The 20,789-nt window shown below is 55.2% G+C and carries 11 protein-coding genes; 3 read left to right on the forward strand and 8 right to left on the reverse strand.

Translation table 11 applies throughout. From position 1 onward, the window contains the following. Positions 1–14 precede the first annotated feature (14 nt). The 7 genes from NST04_RS24350 to NST04_RS24380 all read right to left on the reverse strand — a co-directional run bounded on the left by NST04_RS24350 (position 15) and on the right by NST04_RS24380 (position 9,785). Positions 15–1,535: a glycoside hydrolase family 43 protein gene (locus NST04_RS24350; RefSeq protein WP_341186832.1), complete on the reverse strand. Its 1,521-nt coding sequence runs from the start codon at positions 1,533–1,535 to the stop codon at positions 15–17. 82 nt (positions 1,536–1,617) lie between these two features. Then, positions 1,618–3,537 carry a carbohydrate-binding protein gene (locus NST04_RS24355; RefSeq protein ID WP_341186524.1) on the reverse strand — a complete coding sequence of 640 codons (1,920 nt, stop codon included), beginning with the start codon at positions 3,535–3,537 and terminating at the stop codon, positions 1,618–1,620. Between the two features lie 203 nt (positions 3,538–3,740). Next, positions 3,741–4,799 (reverse strand): ABC transporter substrate-binding protein, encoded by a 1,059-nt coding sequence (locus tag NST04_RS24360; protein WP_341186525.1) that lies wholly within the window; start codon positions 4,797–4,799, stop codon positions 3,741–3,743. A 193-nt stretch (positions 4,800–4,992) separates the two neighbouring features. After that, positions 4,993–5,961 carry a galactofuranose ABC transporter, permease protein YjfF gene (gene yjfF, locus NST04_RS24365; RefSeq protein WP_341186526.1) on the reverse strand — a complete coding sequence of 323 codons (969 nt, stop codon included), beginning with the start codon at positions 5,959–5,961 and terminating at the stop codon, positions 4,993–4,995. Beyond that, positions 5,951–6,991: an ABC transporter permease gene (locus NST04_RS24370; protein WP_341186527.1), complete on the reverse strand. Its 1,041-nt coding sequence runs from the start codon at positions 6,989–6,991 to the stop codon at positions 5,951–5,953. Before NST04_RS24370 ends, yjfF begins: the two co-directional genes overlap by 11 nt. Positions 6,992–6,998: 7 nt before the next feature. Continuing rightward, positions 6,999–8,522 (reverse strand): sugar ABC transporter ATP-binding protein, encoded by a 1,524-nt coding sequence (locus NST04_RS24375; protein ID WP_341186528.1) that lies wholly within the window; start codon positions 8,520–8,522, stop codon positions 6,999–7,001. 222 nt (positions 8,523–8,744) lie between these two features. Continuing rightward, complete coding sequence (locus NST04_RS24380) at positions 8,745–9,785, reverse strand: ABC transporter substrate-binding protein (RefSeq protein ID WP_341186529.1); 1,041 nt, start codon at positions 9,783–9,785, stop codon at positions 8,745–8,747. Between the two features lie 270 nt (positions 9,786–10,055). On the opposite strand from NST04_RS24380, the gene NST04_RS24385 reads away from it, so the two are divergent. The 3 genes from NST04_RS24385 to NST04_RS24395 are packed head-to-tail and all read left to right on the forward strand — an operon-like array spanning position 10,056 to position 14,418. Beyond that, complete coding sequence (locus NST04_RS24385) at positions 10,056–11,858, forward strand: cache domain-containing sensor histidine kinase (RefSeq protein ID WP_341186530.1); 1,803 nt, start codon at positions 10,056–10,058, stop codon at positions 11,856–11,858. 2 nt (positions 11,859–11,860) lie between these two features. Beyond that, complete coding sequence (locus NST04_RS24390; RefSeq protein WP_341186531.1) at positions 11,861–13,459, forward strand: response regulator; 1,599 nt, start codon at positions 11,861–11,863, stop codon at positions 13,457–13,459. Next, positions 13,456–14,418, forward strand: coding sequence for a sugar ABC transporter substrate-binding protein (locus NST04_RS24395; RefSeq protein ID WP_341186532.1), 963 nt, complete (start codon positions 13,456–13,458; stop codon positions 14,416–14,418). Before NST04_RS24390 ends, NST04_RS24395 begins: the two co-directional genes overlap by 4 nt. Before the next feature lie 346 nt (positions 14,419–14,764). Here the strand turns inward: NST04_RS24395 and NST04_RS24400 are convergent, their stop codons facing one another. Then, positions 14,765–20,566, reverse strand: coding sequence for an S-layer homology domain-containing protein (locus tag NST04_RS24400; RefSeq protein WP_341186533.1), 5,802 nt, complete (start codon positions 20,564–20,566; stop codon positions 14,765–14,767). Positions 20,567–20,789: the final 223 nt, after the last annotated feature.

Raw genomic sequence — 20,789 nt, forward strand, 5'->3', positions numbered from 1 at the left:
CTACTTCAAACAAGCTATTCCAGACGCAGATAATCAAAATCAGCATAGCCGCCCGCTGACTTCGTCGCATAATTGAACAACGCAAACCGGTAGCCCATAAAGTGAGGCAGCGTATAAGACATCTGCAGTGTATTCCCTATGGATGTCCAGTTGTTGCCGTCCAGACTATAGGAGAAGTAAGCCTTATCCGTCTGATTAGTGAAATCGCAGAGCACTTTCAGATAGACTCTGTTCTGGCTGAGCGGCACACCCGCCACTTCAGTCATGGACCCGGAGCTGGCGTTAACCATCACAATGGACTTGGAATTACCGGACATCTTCACACCGACGAACCCGTATTTAGCCTGAAAAGCAGCCAGTCCGGCAACATCCCCGTCCTTCATCCCGCCCGTCTCCAGGGCCGTCACGCCTGTGCTCTTCGGCCCGAACGTCCGCTGGGTCAGTGTGTTCCGGGCATTCAGCAGGCTTGTACTTACCTTGCCGGTGGTCAGCCGCATGAAGCCTTGGCGCTGGGTCAGGGACCACTTCGAGTTATCGGGGTTGTGGTTCCACTGCCAGACCTTGGCTAATCCGTTTCCACTCGAAGGCGCCGTGAATTCGTCTGACGCGTACACCTTCTTCACTGGATACCCTTCGGCAGGCAGATTCAGGGTCCGCGGCGCCTTGCCCCCGCTTCCAAAAACCGGCCAGTTGCCGGACCAGGTTACCGGCACCAGATACGGCATCCGGCCGACAGCCCCGCTATCCCTGAAGAGCATCGCATACCAGGAGCCGGAAGGCGTGTCCACGATGCCGCCCTGGGCAATGCCCGAGTCATTCAGCGACACCTGACCTGTGTAGCCTCCAGTTAAGCTGGTGGAGCGGTAGGTCAATTGGGTGCGTCCGCTTCCCGAAGGCCAGCAGATCAGGAACACATAATAATAGCCGTTGATCTTCTGGATATGCGCGCCTTCGGCCTTCACGATGAAGTTCGAGCCGGCAATATTACTGGAATTCGGGATGATGACCTGACTGATTCCGCCGGACTTAATGGCCTTGGCATCTGCCGTCAGCTCAATCAGGCTGATATTATCCACCCCGTACACCAGGAAGACCCGCCCATTGTCGAACAGCAGCGAAGCATCGTGATAGTAGCTGCCCAGGACCGATGAGGTCCAGGGGCCATTTTCAATGTTCGTAGTCTGATAGATATAAGTCCGGCCGGATGAATTGGACCCGAAGGACACATAGTAGATCCCGTTATTGTATCGCAGGCTGCTGGCCCAGGAGCCCTTGCCGTACTCATTCTGTCCGTTGTTCAGATTCTGCGCATCCCCGTTCGCATACGTATCGTAGACATAATTCACGATCTCCCAGTTCACCAGATCATAGGACTTCATGATAGGGACTCCGGGGGTCATATGCATGGTGGTGCTGGTCATGTAATACACATTGCCTACCCTGATGACATCATTGTCCGGGGCATCGGCATAAATAAACGGATTGGTAAAGGTCGCCGCAGCAGCCGTAGACGGATTGAACAGGATACCGAGCATGAGCGATATTGCCAGCAGGTAGAGCCCTGCCTTTTTAAAAATATAAGAATTCAATTGCCCCTCCTCCCGCCTGCTTCCCTCGTCACTGGCTCCATTCAATATAATCCACATAGGCATCCCAGCTTCCATTATCCGTGGTAACGACCAGCTTGACCTCCTGATTGCCGGTGGCATGGGCCACATTGGTCAGCGTCTGTACCGAGGGCGTTGTGCCGCTGAAATTGAAGGAGCCGACGTTCACTCCGCCGATCAGCAGATCCACCCGCGCTGTAGAGGAATTGTTGGAAGCCCCCCGGACCGAGAAGTTATGCGTGCCGTAGGCATAATACTGATTGAACGCAGCAGCGTCATCATTCCCGTACAGCGCCACTCCATTGAAAGGAGAAGTAATCTTCCCCGCATAGGTTCCGCTGAGCGTCATGTCCTCCGCTTCCACCTTGCTTACCGGAGGAGGTGTCGTGCCGCCATCGCCACCCGTAGAGAACTGCCAGTAATCGAAGTTGAACAGATTACCGGAGCCTGATCCGGTGAAGACCAGATAGAGTCTGTGCACCCCAACCGCATTGCTGACCGTAGTCTGTACCTCCTGCCAGGACTGCGCTCCTCCTGTATTAGGAACATTCAGCGTGCCGACCAGCGGGCCGGTTGCGCTGTCGAGCCGGATTTCGATTTTACCGCCGCCTGTGGCGGAAGCCACATTCGCCTTGAAGCTGGAAGCGCCGGAGCCGAAATCGGCATTGCCCACGGCAACCCAGTCTCCATTGTTAATATTGGTCACATTCATATTGCCAACCGGACCGCCCGCAGCCTGCGTACGTTCCGTTGTAATGCCTGCATTCCAGCCGATCGTCTCGGCTTCCACCCGGGTGTAAGGATTCAGATTGGCAATCTGGGCGATGCCCGCCATGTCTCCCTGAACCTCCTGGATGGTTCCGTTCGCATTATGGACCAGCTTGTTGATATGCGGAGAACGGTAGCCTTTGCCGTCACCAAGGACAGCCTTCGCCACAGTCTGGGCGTGATAGACTACGTACCATTGGTTATTGAAGTTAAATACCGCATGGTGGTTGTTGCCGCCTACCCCGAAGAAGGTGTAAGGATTCTTCAGGAAATGTCCGGTGTACGTAAAAGGTCCCATCGGACTGTTGCTGACCATATACCCGATTTCACCCGCCGGATAGGCAGCCGGGTGCGTGCCGGAGAAGTTGAAGCAATACGAGTAATAATATTTGCCGCCGTACTTATGGATGCCCGAATCCTCGAACATATAGGGAGCATCAATTGTGGATGCGCTTCCAACAATGCTTGTCATATCCGCACCGAGTCTGAGTACGCGGGCTGTCTTGGGATTGGCTATAGACGCCGGGTTCGAGGTATTGGGGATGCCCCCGCCGGCATACAGGTATCCGCTGCCGTCGTCATCGACCAGCACCGCCGGGTCAAACAGCCAGGTCACCCCGGACATTCCCGGTGTACTGCCAGTCACCAGTGCTTTGCCCAGCGGATCGGACCATGGGCCAATTGGAGAGTTGGCTGTCAGTACCCCGATGCCTGACGCGCCGTTGGCGAAGTACAGGAAGAATTTATCCTGTCCATTGATTTTCTTCACGGCTGCTGAAGGCGCCCAGGAGAGCGAGGCCCATTTGGCAATGCCCGCAGAACCGTTGACATTATTGGCTCCGGCTACCGGGATGGCGCCATGGTCTGTCCAGTTCACCATATCGGCCGAAGAGATGACATTGATTTTGTTCAGTGCGCTGAAATCATTATCCTTCACGGTTCCGTTGCTGTTATAGACATAGGCATCACTCGACATATAGATATAGACTCTTCCGTTATACGTCAATGCGAAGGGATCGGCACCCAGCTTGTGGTCCATCAGCGGATTGGAATTTCCCGGCTGTTTGGCTGTGGCATTCCCTGCCGCCTGAGCAGACAGCATAGGCAGGCAACCCAGCAGCAGAACAAAGGTCATCGCAAGCACCGAGAGCTTTTTGAACATTGGCATTCTCCTCCATTACAATTTGTGTAAACCCTTTCAATCGGATGCGTTACTTATGCCGGAAGCTCACAATCCTCCCCTCCTATTGAATTACTTGAACGAATCTACTAATATTTGTTATTCGAGTTCATCTTAATATACTTCTGCCCAATGAACAATGTAGATTTTTGTTTGAAAAGTTGAAATTTTTTGGTTTTTATGTCTTAATATTTGCGGTTGTTGATCTCCATAGCAGCCAGCTCACGGGTGTATATATCCTCCGGGGTCACCATCCGCTTCGGCAGAGTCCGGCCGGCCATAATCTCCTTCACGGCCTGCATCAGCAGCGGCCCCAGCAGCGGATTACATTCGACCACAGCGTTGATGCTGCCCGCCACCATCTGCTCGAACGCCCGCCGCGTCCCGTCCACTGACACAATAATAATATCCTCTCCCGGCACAAGTCCGGCCTCCTTAATAGCCTCCACCGCGCCGATTGCCATATCGTCATTATGGGAATAGAGCACCTGCGGCCACTGCTCCTTCGGCTGCTGCAGAAAAGTCTTCATCACCTCATGACCGCCGCTGCGCGTGAAATCCGCCGGAGCACTGAGGGTAATCTGCAGGTTCGGCTGATCGTCAAGCATCTTGCGGAACCCGCGCCCACGGTCGATGGACGGCGTTGAGCCTACGGTTCCCTGCAATTCTGCAATGCGGATCTCCCCGTTATGATGGCGCATCTTGTCTCTCACATACTTGGCCGCCTTCACTCCTTCTTCATAGAAGTCAGAGCCGATGAACGTGACATAGAGCGAGCTGTCCGGTACATTGACTGAACGGTCCAGGATAATCACCGGAATTCCGGCCTGCTTAATCTCCAGCAGAATCGGCTCCCAGCCGGTCTGCACCACAGGCGCAACGGCAATCACATCGACTCCGCTGCGGATAAAAGAACGGATGGCCTCGAACTGCTTCTGCTGATCCTGCTCAGCGTTCTTCAGCAGCAGCGTAATCCCCGCCTCCCCGGCAGCTTCGCGGATCGATGCGGTGTTCGCTTCCCGCCAGGTACTCTCCGATCCGAGCTGGGAGAAGCCCAGCACGATTGGCTTGTCTGCGGCGGTCTCTGCTGCGGAGGGCAGCAGGCCTGTAAGCGCCGCAGGAGAAGGCTCAGGTATGGGCAGCGCCTGCGGCCCGCCGTTATTCCCGCCACCCGTGCAACCGCCCAGCAGCAGCAGTGTCAGGACGATGCCCAGCAGCACCAGACACTCTTTTACTGTTCGCAAGCAGATTCCCCCTTCCATATGATAGCGATTACAATTATATAGCAAGTGGAAACGGCTTTGCCTTCCTTCTAAAGGACGGTACCGTTTCGGCGAGAAATAGAAGGATAATGTATAGCTTGAAGCCTATACATTATTATATTTCAAAAAAATGGAGAGACAAGTATAAATTGTCTCTCCTCTTTATGCGAACTGCTTATTCTTTTAAGGTCAGCCGCCTGGAGCTTAGCACCCGCTGCAGCAGGATGAAGATGAACAGCAGCAGGCCGATGACGATCTTCGTCCACCAGGAGCTGAGTGTGCCCTCGAAGCTGATAATCGTCTGAATCACGCCCTGAATCAGTACCCCGAAGAAGGTACCCAGCACATATCCGACCCCTCCGGTCAGCAGCGTGCCGCCAATGACGACCGCCGCAATGGTGTCCAGCTCGAAGCCGACGGCATGCAGCCCGTACCCCGACAGCATATAAAAGGTGAACACCACGCCGGCCAGCGCCGAGCATAGTCCGCTAAGCGTATAGACTAGCACCTTGGTTCTCGCCACGGGCAATCCCATCAGCAGTGCGGATTGCTCGCTGCCCCCAAGGGCATACACATTGCGCCCAAACCGGGTATAGTGAGCCGTAAAGATAGCGGCTGCTACGACAAGTATGGCGATAACAGCACTGATGGAGAGGAAGCTGCCGCCCGGCAGCGGAATCCGCGTCTGCGCCATGGCGGTATAGAAGGTGTTATCAATAGTAATGGTATCGATGCTGATGACATAGCATAAGCCCCGGGCCAGGAACATTCCGGCCAGTGTGACGATGAAAGGCTGGATGGAGAAATAATGGATAATCGCTCCCATAATCGTACCAAATACGGCGCCCATCAGGAGTACCAGCGGGATAACCACGGCGGGCGGCCAGCCCTGCTGCTGCACGAGGCTCGCCGAGACCATTGTGGATAACGCAATCACCGAGCCGACAGACAGATCGATGCCGCCGGACAGGATGACGAAGGACATGCCCACCGCCGTGATTAGCAGAAAGGCATTATCCACCAGCAGATTCATCAGCACCTGAAGGGAGAAGAAGCCTGTGTACCGGAAAGAACCCGCGGTGAACATGACGATGAAGAGCAGAATGGTGACAACGATCGGAATATACTTGCGGTTAAGAGACATGACGGCTCATCTCCTTCTCAGCGGGGTAATGCCGCGACTTCCAGCGGGCGGCAACCGCAGCGCGGAAGGTGTCCGACTGGATCAGGCAGACGGCCAGGACGACACAGGCCTTAACAACCAGCGTAATCTCCGGCGGCACACCGATCATATAGATGGTGGTGGTCAGCGTCTGGATAATCAGCGCCCCAATCACGGTGCCGGTCAGATAGAAGCGGCCGCCGTTCAGCGACGTCCCGCCGATGACCACGGCCAGAATAGCGTCCAGCTCATACCAGAGACCGGCATTGTTGCCGTCAGCGCTGGAGACATTCGAGCTGAGCAGCAGGCCGGCGATTCCGGCGCATAAGCCGCAGAACACATAGACGGCCAGTATGACTAAGTGGGCACGGATGCCGGACATCTTGCTGGCGGCCGGATTACAGCCCACTGATTCGATGAACAGGCCGAGGGCCGTCCGCCGGGTAAGCAGCAGGGCGATCACCAGAACCAGCGCTACTGCAAAAATAGAGAAGGGCAGCGCAGCCAGTGAACCGGACCCGATATACGCATACTTGGTGCTGGTTACTGTAATAATCTGTCCGCCGGTAATAAGCTGGGCGATCCCCCTTCCCGCAACCATCAGAATCAGTGTGGCTATAATCGGCTGAATTCCGGCCATGGAGACCAGCAGTCCGTTCCAGGCCCCCAGCATCAGGGACAGGCCTGCGGCCAGCAGCACCGAGGTCAGGATCAGCCCCATACTGTTCTGGTCCGCTCCTCTGCTGATGCTCAGGCAGGCGATAGCGCCCGAGATAGCTACTATGGAACCGACCGACAGGTCGATCCCCTTGGTAGCCACTACCAGCGTCATCCCGATAGCTACCAGGATCAGCGGCGCACCGAAGTTCAGTATGTCGATTAAGCTTCCGTATAAATGCCCGTCATGGACGGTGATGGAGAAGAAATCCGGCGAATAACACAGGTTGAACAGCAGCAGTGCAGCCAGTACGCACAGCGGCCAGAATAAATGATGCTTCATTACTACGCTCATGGTTGGTTCAGCCTCCCGCAATCGCCTGCATAATCTGCTGCTGGCTCATGTCCTTCTCTGATATTTCCTTCACCTTGCGGCGGTCGCGCAGAATGGCGATCCGGTCGCTGACCCGCAACACCTCCTCCAGCTCCGAGGAGATGAACAGGAACGACATTCCCTGCCGGGAGAGCGTCAGCACCAGCTTCTGAATCTCTGCTTTGGCTCCGATGTCGATCCCCCGCGTCGGCTCATCGAGGATGAACAGCTCCGGCTCCGTCAGCAGCCAGCGGGCCAGCAGCACCTTCTGCTGATTGCCGCCGCTGAGGTTCTTGATCAGATGGTCCGGGCTGGGAGGATTGATATTCAGCATGCGGATGTATTCTCCAGCCAGCTGCTCCTGCCGCCCACGCGGGATCGTCTTGAACATTCCATCCTTGGCCTGGAGCGCCAAAATAATGTTCTCTCTTACCGTCAGATCGCCGATGATCCCCTCGGTCTTGCGATTCTCCGAACAGAAGGCGATCCGCCGTCCTATGGCTTCCCGGGGGGAGTGCACACCACCGCCGGACGGCGGCAGGATCACTTGCCCGAAGTCCGGCTTGTCGGCACCGAACAACAGGCGGGCCGCCTCCGTCCGCCCGGAACCCAGTAGTCCGGCCAGTCCGACGACCTCTCCCTTGCGGATATTCAGGTCGAACGGCTCGATTCCGCCCCGGCGGCCCAGCCCTTCAGCTCTCAGCAGCTCATCGCCCAGGCTGTTCTTGTCCTGTGCCGCAAGCGTTGGCAGCTCATCCAGCAGATGAAGCTCCTTGCCGATCATTTTGAGTACGAGATCCATGCGGCTTAGCTCGTTCGCCATGTATTCACCGACCAGCTCGCCGCCGCGCAGAATGGTGACCCGGTCGGAGATTTCATACATCTGGTCCAGAAAATGCGTCACAAACAGGATCGACAGCCCCTCCTGCTGAAGCTTCCTCATAATGCGGAACAGCTGATCCACTTCGTTCTGATCCAGGCTTGAGGTCGGCTCATCCAGAATCAGCACCTTCGCCGAGATATTCAATGCTCTGGCTATGGCAACCAATTGCTGAACTGCAACAGAGTAACTCTGCAAGGGAAGGGTGACGTCGATGTGCAGATTCATCCGTTCCCGGAGCAGCTCCGCTGCCCGCAGGTTCATCTGCTTCCACTGGATGCAGCCGAACCGCCGCGGCTCCCGGCCGATGAAGATATTCTCGGCAACTGTCAGGTTGGGGCACAGATTCACCTCCTGGTACACGGTGCTGATGCCCGCAGACTGTGATTCCTGCGGGCTGCGCATGAAGATGGCGGTACCCTCCATCTCCACAAGGCCTTCATCAATCGAATAGACGCCGGTCAACACCTTGATCAAGGTGGATTTACCGGCGCCATTCTCGCCCATCAAGGCATGCACCTCGCCGGGGAACAGGCGCAGACTCACATCTGTCAGGGCTTTCACCCCCGGAAACCGTTTATGTATCCGGGTCATTTGCAGTATGGGCTGCTGTGTGCTCAAGGCTATATCCACTCCTTATTCTCCACGCACTTAAGTTTGAACTTGAAGCTTGGTCATCGCTGCGGTGAACATTTGGACTTACGGCCGCTGTTGTCACCAGATTTCTTGATTTAATCCGCTCTTCGCGGTTGAAATCCGGTGACAAAGGCGGTTGCTACCTCTCCTAAAGTTCCAAATTTCCCCTCCGCTTCTTTTTGCTTTTCGTTAATTTCTTAAGTTCTTCTTATACAATATTTAGTACTGGCGGCTAGGCAACGCTTCCTTGGCCTGCTCGGAAGTGAAGGTGGTCTCCTCGGTTACAATGCGGGCCTCTACCGGCTTGCCGTCGACAACATCTTTAACTACCTGCATCAGCTGAGGTCCAAGCAGCGGGTTGCACTCGACGATGAAGTTGATTTTACCTTCACTGGCGGCCTGCATTCCGTCCTTCACGGCATCGACAGAGATAATCTTGATATCCTGGCCCGGCTTCAGGCCTGCTGCTTCAATCGCTTGAATAGCCCCCAGCGCCATATCATCGTTATGGGCATATAGCACATCAATTTTCTTATTGGCCTTCAGGAAGGCCTGCATGACTTCCTTGCCCTTGGCGCGGGTGAAGTCGCCGGTCTGTGAAGCAATGACCTTGAGGTGCGGGTTATCCTTAATGGTCTCAGCGAAGCCTGCCATCCGGTCATTGGCCGGAGCAGAGCCTGTAGTTCCCTGCAGCTCTACAATATTAACGTCCCCGGAAGCATCCTTATACTGCTCGCTCAGCCACTTCCCTGCCTTGCGGCCTTCTTCCACGAAATCGGAGCCCAGGAAGGTAACATACAGTGAGGTATCCTTGGAATCTACCGCACGGTCTGTCAGAACAACTGGAATGCCCGCCGCTTTCGCCTCCTTCAAAACCGTATCCCAGCCGGATTCCACTACCGGAGAGAAGGAGATGACATCGACCTTTTGCTGGATAAAAGAACGCAGTGCCTTGATCTGATTCTCCTGCTTCTGCTGGGCATCCGAGAATTTCAGCGTGTAGCCCGCTTCCTTGGCTGAATCCTGAATCGACTTCGTATTCGCGCTGCGCCAGCCGCTCTCCGCCCCCACCTGCGAGAAGCCGAGCGTGATATCCTTGGCCTCTTTGGTGGCATTGGCCGCCGGCGCCTTCGTTGCTGCACTGTCTGTCTTGCCCGCATCCGCCGCCGTGTTCCCGCCGTTATTGCTGCTGCATGCCCCCAGCAGGGTCATGGACAGGGTCAGGGCAAGCACAGCCCCCACTTTTCCAAGCTTTTTCATATCTCCTTATTCCTCCCCCTTGACGTTCACCATGTTCCGGTGTTGTGCCCATTATAGAACGCTTACAGAAGGGCATTATACGGGCAGCCTTTGGCGTTTGCTTTCTAATTTTGGGTTTGTTCCCTCCGAACAGGTATTTTGGTGTACTTTTTTATTCAAAAGGTGGATATTTTGTTTGCGCTTTCTTTTTTGTTTCGGTATTCCAATATTTGTTATAAAATAAAAACTAGGAACGGCATCTACTCTACTTGTGAAAGGGAATTCCCGATAATGCGGATTACACGCTGGATCTCCTCCAGTCTTAGAGCCAAACTGCTGGCTTTGTTCATAGTGCTGTCCACCATACCGCTGATTGCCGTCGGCCTCATTTCCTACCAGAAATCCTACCAATCCATCTCCAGTCACAGCAAGGCTTCAAGCATGCTTCAGGCCGAAATGCTGGGAACGAATATGGACAACCTGTTCAAGGATACCGAGCGTCTGCTGGAGCTTAGCAATAATCCTCAGGTCATCCACTTTCTGTTCTCGCAGTCGGAGACCTATCAGGAGGCCAAGGACATTTTGCAGACCTTCACCCTCTACCGGGACACCTACAAGTATGAGAATGTGCTCAACATCAGCCTGATTAATCTGTACGGCAAAGGCATCAGCGAACGCCGGGGAATCTTTCAGTCGGGTATCAACCCGCTGCGCAATCCGCATTTTCAGGCGTTATCCCAGAATCCCGAGCTGATCCTCCGGGTGCCCCCGCCGCTGGTTACCAGCTATGACCGGGTAGACGGCTTCACCTACGGGGATAAGGGAGTGATCTCGATAATGAAGGCGGTCAAGCAGCGGATTACGCATGAGGTCATCGGCTATATCATAGTGGATCTGAATGATTCCTTCATTAAAGAGTTTTGCGACAAGGTGACGATTGGCATTACCGGATTCTTCTACCTGCTGGACGAGCAGAACAATCCCCTCTATGTCCCTCCTGTGCGGGCGGGGGAGCTGGCCGTTATTCAGGACAACCTGATCCCTGCGGGGGAACGGGGCAGAAGCGGCAGCTTCGTGCTTCAGACGGGCGGCCCGCCCCGGTTCATCGTCCATACCTCCTCACTGGCAACAGGCTGGACGATTATCGGCATAGCCCCGCTGCAGGAGATTGTGGCCGAGGCGAACCGGATCAGGCAGCTGATTATTATCAGCGTGGGCTTAAGCATTATTTTTGCAATCACGCTCCATTATCTGCTGACCCGGCGGCTAACCCGGCCCATCCAGCTGCTCCAGCACAAGATGCGCCTGACCGCAAGTGGCTATCTGGAAGCCAAAGTCAAGCCGGACGGTACCGATGAGATCGCAGATCTCGGACAGAGCTTCAACATTATGGTCGAGCAGATCAAAGAGCTGCTGGCCCAGAGCATCCGTAAGCAGCAGCAGCTGCAGAAGGCAGAGCTGCGGACGCTTCAGGCGCAGATTAACCCTCATTTTCTATATAACACGCTGGATTCTATTGTCTGGATGGCCGAAGCGGGGAATCACGATGGCGTGATCCGGCTGGTAAAGGCATTATCCGCGTTCTTCCGGCTTAGCCTCAACAACGGGCGCGACTGGGTGCAGATCCGCTCCGAGCTTGCCCATGTGCAGAGCTATCTGATTATCCAGCAGATGCGCTACCACGACATCCTGGAGTTCAAGGTTGAGGTGGCGGAAGATCTGCAGGAGTATCCGATTTTGAATATGACCCTGCAGCCGCTGGTCGAGAACGCCCTGTACCACGGAATTAAGAATAAGCGGGGCATGGGACTGATCCGCATAGGCGGGTACACCGACGGAGGCACCATTATGCTGACGGTCTCGGACAATGGCATCGGCATCCCCGACGGGCGGCTTGCGGCGCTGCGGGAATCGGTCGAGCATCCCATCCAGTCGGAGGAACCCGAGGACACCGGCCAGGGCGGCTTCGGCCTGCAGAATGTGCATCAGCGGCTGCGTCTGTATTTCGGGCCCGAATATGGTATCCGTCTGGACAGCTCGGAAGGCTATGGCACACAGATTACGGTTCGCATACCCAAGAACAGGGGGGTCTAGTGATGAAGAAGATTATGCTGGTGGATGACGAGATCCTGATCCGCGAGAATATCCGGGAATGCATCGATTGGGAGAAGGAGGGCTTCCTCTATTGCGGTGACGCTCCCGACGGGGAGCTGGCGCTCCCAATCATTGAAGCGCAGCTGCCCGACATTCTGATTACCGATATCAAAATGCCGTTCATGAACGGCCTGGAGCTTACCTCTGTCGTCCGCCAGAAATTCCCGCAGATCAAAATCATCATTCTCAGCGGCCATGATGACTTCCAGTATGCCCAGAAGGCGCTGCGTCTGGGGGTGGAGGACTACTGCCTGAAGCCGTTCAGCGCAGCCGACCTGCTACAGCTCCTTCGTAGCGTCAGCGCCCGGATTGATGAGGAACTAAGGATCAGGCACAAATATGCCTACACCCCCGAGAATCTGTTCGCGGATCTGTGCGGAGGCCTGATCAGCACCGCTGCCGCTTACGAAGCGGCGGCCCAGCTTGAGCTGCAGTTAACAGCTCCTTACTACGCCGCCGCTATATTTACTTTGCAACCGCAGAATATGGAGGAGTCCCCGGAGCCTCCCCCCGCTTCACCGGATGCAGAGGAATTGTTAGCGAGCCTGCTCAAGGAGGCAGCCGACAGCTTCATTTACAAGCGCAGCCGCACTGAGACGGTCCTGATTTATAAAGGCAGTGATCCGGCCCAGATGAACCAGACTCTGGATGACCTGTGCGCGGCAGCGAAGCAGCGGCTGAGGGAAGGCTGCGGGCTGGAGCTGTCCGTCAGCCGGGGCAAGGTCTGCGAACGACTTCAGGGCATCCACCTCTCCTATCTGGAAGCCGAGAATGACCGGATGTTCAAGCAGATGTCCAGAATGCATTCCGCCGCCATGCTTGAGGCGTATTATGACCCTAGTGCCCATGGGGTTCTGCTCGACAGAAGCCGGCTGGTCCAGTTCCTGAAGTCAGGCGACCACAGGCAGATGTCCGGCTTCCTGCTGGAGCTGTCCAAGCAGCTTGAGCAAATGAACTGGGACTCAGGATATGCCTGTTACCTGATGAACGATATCACCCTGGAGCTGGTCCAGACGGCGAAGAACGGGTTCCGCGCAGCTGCAGGCCACGCCGGCATCCTCCAGGAATTGCAGACACCGCTGAAGCAAATCTCCAGTAGTGAGGATGGCCTTCAGTATCTCAAGCAGTTATACGAGCGGCTATGGGAATGGCGTTCCGAAGGAGCAGACAAGCACCGTGAGCTGATTGACCGGGTGAAGGAATATATCCGTGAGCAATACGACAAGGAGCAGCTCTCCCTGAATGACATTTCCAAGGTGGTCAGGGTCAGTCCCAGCCATCTGAGCAAGACCTTCAGTCAGGCGACCGGGCAGACCATCACGGAATTCCTGACGGCTACACGTATGGACCGGGCCAAGGAGCTGTTGAAATCCACGGGTCACAAAACCTTTGAAATCGCCTATCTGGTCGGCTATAACGATCAGCATTATTTCTCCAACCTGTTCAAAAAAGTAACGGGGATGACGCCCATGGAATTCCGCAGGCAGGGAAATACCGGGGAGCAGCTGCACACGATCCGCAGAGGGGCGGGAAATGCGTGAGCGGTAACAGGCTTCGGGGATGGTCCGTGGTTCTCCTGCTGCTGACGGCAGGTTTCCTGCTTGGCGGCTGTCTTAAGGCAGCCGGAGCAACGGATACTTCTCAGATAGGCGCGGGAGATTCTCCGTCAAGTGCAGGTGAAGAACCTCCGCTGACCTTCGGCATTATCTACCCTATGGTGAATGCCACTTACGAGATGATCACCGGAAAAGCGGAAGCGGTAGCCCGGAAGCATAACGTGGAGCTGCTGGTGCAAGCCCCTGATGAGGCCAATCTGGAGCAGCAGATCCGCATCATGGAGATGATGATTAAACGGGGCGTAGACGGTATTGCAATTGCTCCGGTGGATTCGCAGGCGCTCACCGCGATGATTAACAAGGCGGCCGCCCAAGGGATACCTGTGGTCTGCTTCGAATCGGATTCACCAGCCAGCCGGAGAGCAGCCTATATCGGGGCGGATAACCGGGCAACCGGCACAGTGATGGGACAGACGGTGGAACGTCTGCTAAGCGGCAAAGGAATGATTCTGGTGGAGTCCGGGATGTCCCGGATGCAGAGCACCCGGGAACGTCTGCTTGGATTTGAGGCCTACCTGACTCAGCATACAGACATCGATGTACTGGAGATTCGCCACAATGATGGCAGTGCAGAGCGGGCTGCCGGGCAGCTGGAGCAGATGATCTCGGACCATCCCCATTTCAGCGCGCTGGTCAATCTGGACTTTGTCTCCAGCACCAGCTCTGTCCTGGTCTGGAAGGCTAAGGGGCTGAAGCGTTATAACCTCGCCCTCGGCCTGACCCCTGCCTTGCAGCAGGCGCTGGATAACGGCCAGATCACCCGCGTAATCTCACAGAACGAGCAGAACTGGGGCGAGGATATCATCAACACGCTGCTTCTACAGGCCAAAGGCTTAGACACAGCCAAATGGATCAACACGGACATTGCGATTATCGGGGAGTAGCCTCCACGCACACTTCAAGCCGCAAACAATTGGCAAAAAGAATCTTATTTCGCTGATATCCTAGGGATGTACGGAAGCAAGTGTACTTTATCCAACTAATTCCTATCCTAATTCCGATTCTGGCAGCTTCGTGTTTGCAGGATCATGATCACCCGGAAGGATTAGTATGCTGGTTGTTCGGTGGCAGGTACGGCGAGGGATTGCTCTTGGGACGTGGACGTTTATATTACTCAAAAATACCCCTCCGGCCAGCCGACATCCGGCCCATCTTCCGATGGGGGGACGCTAGCGGCCGTGAGGGGGATTTGATATGATTCTATGCTTTTACCTGCGGGGTGTTACTTCATCACTTCTTCAGCATACGGAAAGTCATGACGGCGGCTTCCGCCCGGGTGGTGGCTGCGGCGGGATGAATGGATATGCCGTCTCCCCGCACGATGCCTGCTCTAACCAGAGCAGCTACACTATCCACGGCATACTTCGCCACTTCATTCCGGTCAGAATAGCTGCTTATATCTCCGGCGCTGCCGCTAACTGTTAATTTGTTCACCGCCTTCAGTGCTCTGGCAGCGATGACCATCATATCCTGTCTGGTGATTTCCCCCTTCGGATTGAACCTGCTTCCATCTACTCCCTGAATGATTCCCAGCTGCTTGGCGATGCCCAATGCTTCATAATAATAGGCTGCCTGATTGACATCCGCAAAGCTGGAAGCAGATGATACTTCTGTTTCCGCTTCAAGTCCCAGTGCCCGCACCAGCATCAGCACAAAATCCGCTCTTGTGATGTTCTTCTCCGGGTTAAACTTGGTGCTGGAGGTTCCTGTGATAATACCCAGCCCGTACAGCATGTCAATCGCCTCGGAAGCCCAGCTATACTTGGCCTGCACATCCTGGAATGGGCTGACAGGCACCGGTGAAGGTGCCGAAGTTACAGCTGGTGACGGCGCTGGCGACCCTACTGTTCCAGGCACAGGCGTTGGCGTTGGTGCAGATGACGGCATAGAGCCTGGCGCAGATGTCGGCGCTGGTGTAGATATTGGCGTCGGTGTTGGCGTCGGTGTTGGCGTCGGTGTTGGTCTTGTTGTTGGTGTTGGCGTCGGTCTTGTTGTCGGTGTTGGCGTCGGCTCAGACGGACCGCCGCTGTCTTTTAGCGTAGTTACAGATAGGGCGGGACCATTCTTACTCCAGTTCCCGGCTTCATCCCCGGCCTGCACCGAGAAATGATACTCTGTTCCCGCAGCAAGCCCGGTTACCTCGTACCGCAGCTCTTTTCCAGGCAACGCCGCTATCTCCTCCGATCCCTTATAGATTCTGTAGCCTGTCACTCCTGTATCATCCTCAGCCTGCGTCCAGGTTAATGTCAGGCCCGATGCCGTGATCTTTGAAGCATCAAACATGCTTCCCTCAGGCCAGACCGGAGGTGCGGTGTCTGCAGCAGACAGTGTGGTTGCCGGCACCGAAGGCCCATCGGCACTCCAATTGCCGCCTGTATCTCCTGCCTCCACTTTGAAGCTATACGTTGTACCCGGCTGTAATCCCGTTACCTGATAACTATATACAGCACCTGTTACGGTCTCCGTGTACACAGCATCTGTAACCGTAATCGCCTGTTCTCCGGTTCCGTTCGTAATCCGGTACCCGTAGATGCCGCTGTCATCTGTAGCCGTAGCTGACCAGGTCAGCGTCAGCCCGTCACTCGTGATACCGGAAGCGGCAAGCGTACTTCCTTCCGCCCAGACCGGCGGTGTGATGTCTTCACCCGGCAGGGTGGTCACTATAACGGACGGTCCGTCCTTACTCCAGCTCCCCGCAGCATCTCTTGCCTCCACCTTGAAGGTATACTGCGTATTCGGCAGCAGCCCGGATATCTCATAACGGTATACGGCTCCGGCTTCGCTCTCCACCGGTTCAATGCCGGTTACAAGCAGCGGCTCGGCATCAATCCCATTGTAGATACGGTAGCCGGTAACGCCCAGATTATCCATTGCCGCCGGCCACGATAAGGTAACCCCTGTACGCGTAATACCGGTAGCTTCAAGCTTGCTTCCCTCAGGCCAGATTATTTCCCCCGTCTCTCCCAGGGTCTTCACCAGGGTAACCCCCGAGAAGGTGACTTTGAAATCCGTTACTGCGCTCGTATTGGTTCCATACAATTGCACCTTGGCAGCCTTGAAGAATTCCGGAGTATACGTGGACGGACTGCCCATCGTAATCCAGGAAGAGCCGCTGTTGGTCGAGAAATAGCCCTGCACCACATTGCCTTCTTTTACAATCCGCAAGAAATAGTTAGTACCGCTTAAGTTGGTTTGGTTCGTGTTGTTGGTGAAGGATTCGGTACCAATTTTGCCTGAATTATTGACTTTGATATTGCTGCTGACCTTCCTTGCATTGATCCGGTAAAATTCTCCGCTTGAACTGCCGCTGATGCCAAGACCCACCTGGGAGTTCTCGCCCATGGACGGATCATTTAACGGTTTGTCAACGGTGAGCTTCGCCGTCAGCGTCCAGTTACCGTCAGCGGAGCCTGGAAGCTGCAGCATATTATGGCTGCCCGGATACTCCGTACCGCTCTTCAAGGTCTGAATCTCTGCACCATCCGCGCTATAGCGGAGTGCCGCCTGCGGATCAGCCGGATTTACTACCTCCCAGCCTGCCGGAAGGCCATTCGAGAAATCAACCACCTCGTTCGTACTGAAGAAGATTCTATAGGTCTTCACTTGTTCGCCTTTGCTAAACCGGACCACTGCCGTTCCTTGCACATTGTTCGCCTGCGAGATACTCACATGCTCAGCCGGATCGCTGGTTACCGCTGTAACCTTCGGAATGGCATTCCCTTTCACCATAAATTTATATTCGTACTTCGCTTCGTCAAAATCAGACGGCTGAACGCCATCGATAAAAAGGTTGCGGGAGACAACCGCCTCAGGAGTAAGCGACATTTGGTCGGCATACAGGATGTTGGCATCCTTGGCATACACCGCCAGAATTACCTTTGCTGTGCCTGCGGGTTCATTGTACGTGAACGGCTGATTAGGCGTCTCATGCCAGTCCGCCACCTTCACATCCGCAGGCTGGAAGGAGCTAAGGCCAAGCGGGCCGCCCTCAAGAATACGTCCGATCAGTTTGCCGTTCTGCCAGTAAGCCGGATCGCCAGCTTCACGGGCAGCGTAGGGTTCAGGCATATCGCGCCCATTAATCGGGTCCATGCCAAGCTGGACTCCGTCCTTGTCGTAATACACCAGCGCCGCTTCCACATCCCCTGGATGCTCCGCAGCGACATCATAGCTGTCCGGACGGCTCATCATCGAGAGAAAATAACCCTTGAAGTTATAGCTTTCTCCCTTGGTCAGCTTGCCGGTCAAATCCTGCCAGAGGCCGTCATACTGCTCCGCAGCTGCTGTGCGGCCCGCAAGCTTCCCGGACCCGGCCACCTTGGAGGTAGAGTTGTTCTTCAGGTAACGGGAGAGTCCCGAGTAGCTCTGCACTGTATCTGCCGTAAGCACAGGCCCGGTGACAGCAGGCTCGAAGCTGCCGTTATTGTAACGGCCTGCCGACCAGTGATCGGAATTCGAGCCTGTGGCTGTATCGAAATCTCCATTCAGCAGCAGGTTCCCCGGAATCGTCACGACCGAGTTATTGGCGGCTGTACTCCAGTCGGAATCGCCTGCGCCGAACAGGAAGCGGTCAACGGTAATGGTACCCCCGGCCCCGCTCGGCTCAGCCACAATATAGAAATCCTTATGCCCGTAAGCACTGAGGTCACCGGTATCGACCATAGTCTGGAATTTGCCGTAGCTGTCGTTGGCCGGTACCAGAATCTCTGCGACCCGCGTACCTTGGGACAGGATATCGGCACTGCTGCTGGCAGCGGCCCCCACCGGAAGCACATAAGCGGCAAGCTTGCCTCCCTGGGCCGACTTCGTCTGGGCGGTAAGATACAGCAAGTGTCTGCGGACCACGCCGCCGTTCGCCGAGCCGTCTGCAAAGTTCACATTGTTGTAAGCGAGGTAGCCGCCTGCCCCAAGCGTCACTGCCTCATTGGCCCGGCCCGCCTGGCCTGCACTGTCACCGGGCACATGGTTGTCATTGCCCTCCGCTTCCAGTGTAGAGAAGATATCGCGTTCCCCGTCCAGTCCCTGATAGGTGGCAAAGGTTCCCTTGGACGGAACAACCGTTACGACGCTGGCCGACGGAATATCAATAACGAACTTGCCGCCCGATACCGGAATCGTGCCCAGCTTCTTCTGGTTCTCGCTTCCCGAGGTGCGGAACACCGTCACACTGTCCGTTCCTGCCGGGAAATCCTTCAGATTGAATTCCAGCGGCTGAACGCTGTCATCATTGTTCGCATTCGATACCGTCATTGAGAAATCGCCCGTAGACGGATTCTTGAAGCCGACCACATTCAGATCAGGCGCCGGTACGCGTGTAACCTCAAAGCGCACATCGCCGGGATTCATGAACCGGGAGAAATGCCCGTAGCTGTAAAAGCGCTTGAACAACCGGTATTCACCGGTCAGTGTGCTGATCCGTCCCGGCTCCTGCTGGGAGTTGGTCGTCACGAAGCGGATCAGGTCAGAGCCGTCCGCGCCGTTGCTGTCCCACATACTCCACCAGACAAAGCCGGTGAAGCCCGGATTACTGGTGAACATATTCGTCATCAGATTAGACCAGCGCACGGCGTCATTGATATTCTGATTGCCGTAGCGCTGGGTATACGCGCCAGCCGATCCGTCACCGGTGTCCTGGTTCATGAATTCTGCCTGCCAGAGCTTATACTTCGTCAGATATTCGGGATACTTGCTTCCATCCTTGGTGTAATCCAGAGGGCCCTTGGAGAAATCGCCGGTGTGGTACAGCTTGTTCTCATCCGTACCGATGCCAACTGTACCGTAGAGATGGGTGGTGAATACATCGAGATAGGGATTCTTGTCGAGTGCATTATCAGGGTCGGTCTGCGAGAACACCTCACCGCCTCTGCTTAAGGAAGCGCCCAGATTCGTGCCGTCCACAGCGGCAAGCTGGGGAATGAAATCGATGAGCTTGCCGTCCGGGTTCTTAATATCATAGAGGTCGCCGCCGGGCTGCATCGATTTCTTCAAGGCAGGCCCGATATAGACGTTAATCAGTTCAGTAACATAAGCGGCTGAGCCGCCCGCCAGATCGACTTCGTTAAAAGGATTGATGTGGGTTATCGGAATGCCCCACTGCTCCCACATGCCGCGAATATAATTGACAAGATAATCTGCATAGGCCTGATAATATATTTTGACCGGTTTTCCGCCGATGGTGGCAATGTCGCCGCGGATAATTTTGCTGGGAGAATTGGTGTTGGATTGGCTCATCCAGTAAGGTACAGTCCAGGTGCAGGCGTAGAATTGCTTGACGCCATACTGCTGCGCCTGGAGCATGGTCCAGACCTGATCGATATCGAACAGCTCTTTGCGGGTACGCGGGGAGTTCTTAATGACTACCGGCAGTTCACCGGGCTTGCTGAGAAGATTGGTCGGACCGCCGTCGTCATTGCCGATCGGCTGATTCCAGGAGGGATAATCCCATATGAAGTCTTGCACAGGTACAAGGGTTCCAGGAGCATGCTCCGGTTCAACCGGCCAGATGCTGTCGGTATTGCCGTCATAATAGCGGTTCTCCGCTTCGATCTTGTAGCCGTATTGTCCCGCTGTTCCGCGCAGGGGAATGGCATTCCCCTCAATGTCGAAGCCGGGATTACTTACATCGGCCAGGAGACTGGTGAGCGGGTTGAACCCCGGGCTGGCCGCAGTAGCCCCGGAAGTCGTCAGGCCGCCGTTGTCACCGATGATCACCCGGACAATGTCGTGGCCTGTACCCTTCTGTTCACTGAAGGTCAGATCGAGCAGATGCCGGACCGTATCCTGATGGCCGGCTGAAGCGAGCTGCAGCATATGGACGGAATCCGTATACGCATAGGCGGCTCCTACACCATCCATCGTCTGATAGCTCTTGTACCAATCGGCGGTTACCTGTGCCGGAGCAATAGCAGCCTGCACGGCAGCAGCCGGAGCAGCTTGAAGCGGGTTAGAGAATGGCATAGGGGTAATGACGGATAACAGCAGCACACCAGCCATTGAAGCCGAGAGTGCCTTTCTCCTGATCTTTTTACTCATCCTAGAGATTCCTCCTCTTGTATGCGCTTACATGATTTTGCCTGGTAATAGCTTAACAATTCAAAAAGCAAATTTGTATGAGAGGGATGCACGAAAGATTATAAAAAAACACTATAAACCTTCAAATTTGTACGATCGCCTTTTTTAGGCTTATGTATTGCGGTACCCATTAAAAATCCCGGCCTGTAAAAGCACTGTGCAAGCTGCTGTCTACAAGCCAGGA

The organism is Paenibacillus sp. FSL H7-0756 (genome assembly GCF_038006765.1).
Classification (GTDB): domain Bacteria; phylum Bacillota; class Bacilli; order Paenibacillales; family Paenibacillaceae; genus Paenibacillus_AQ.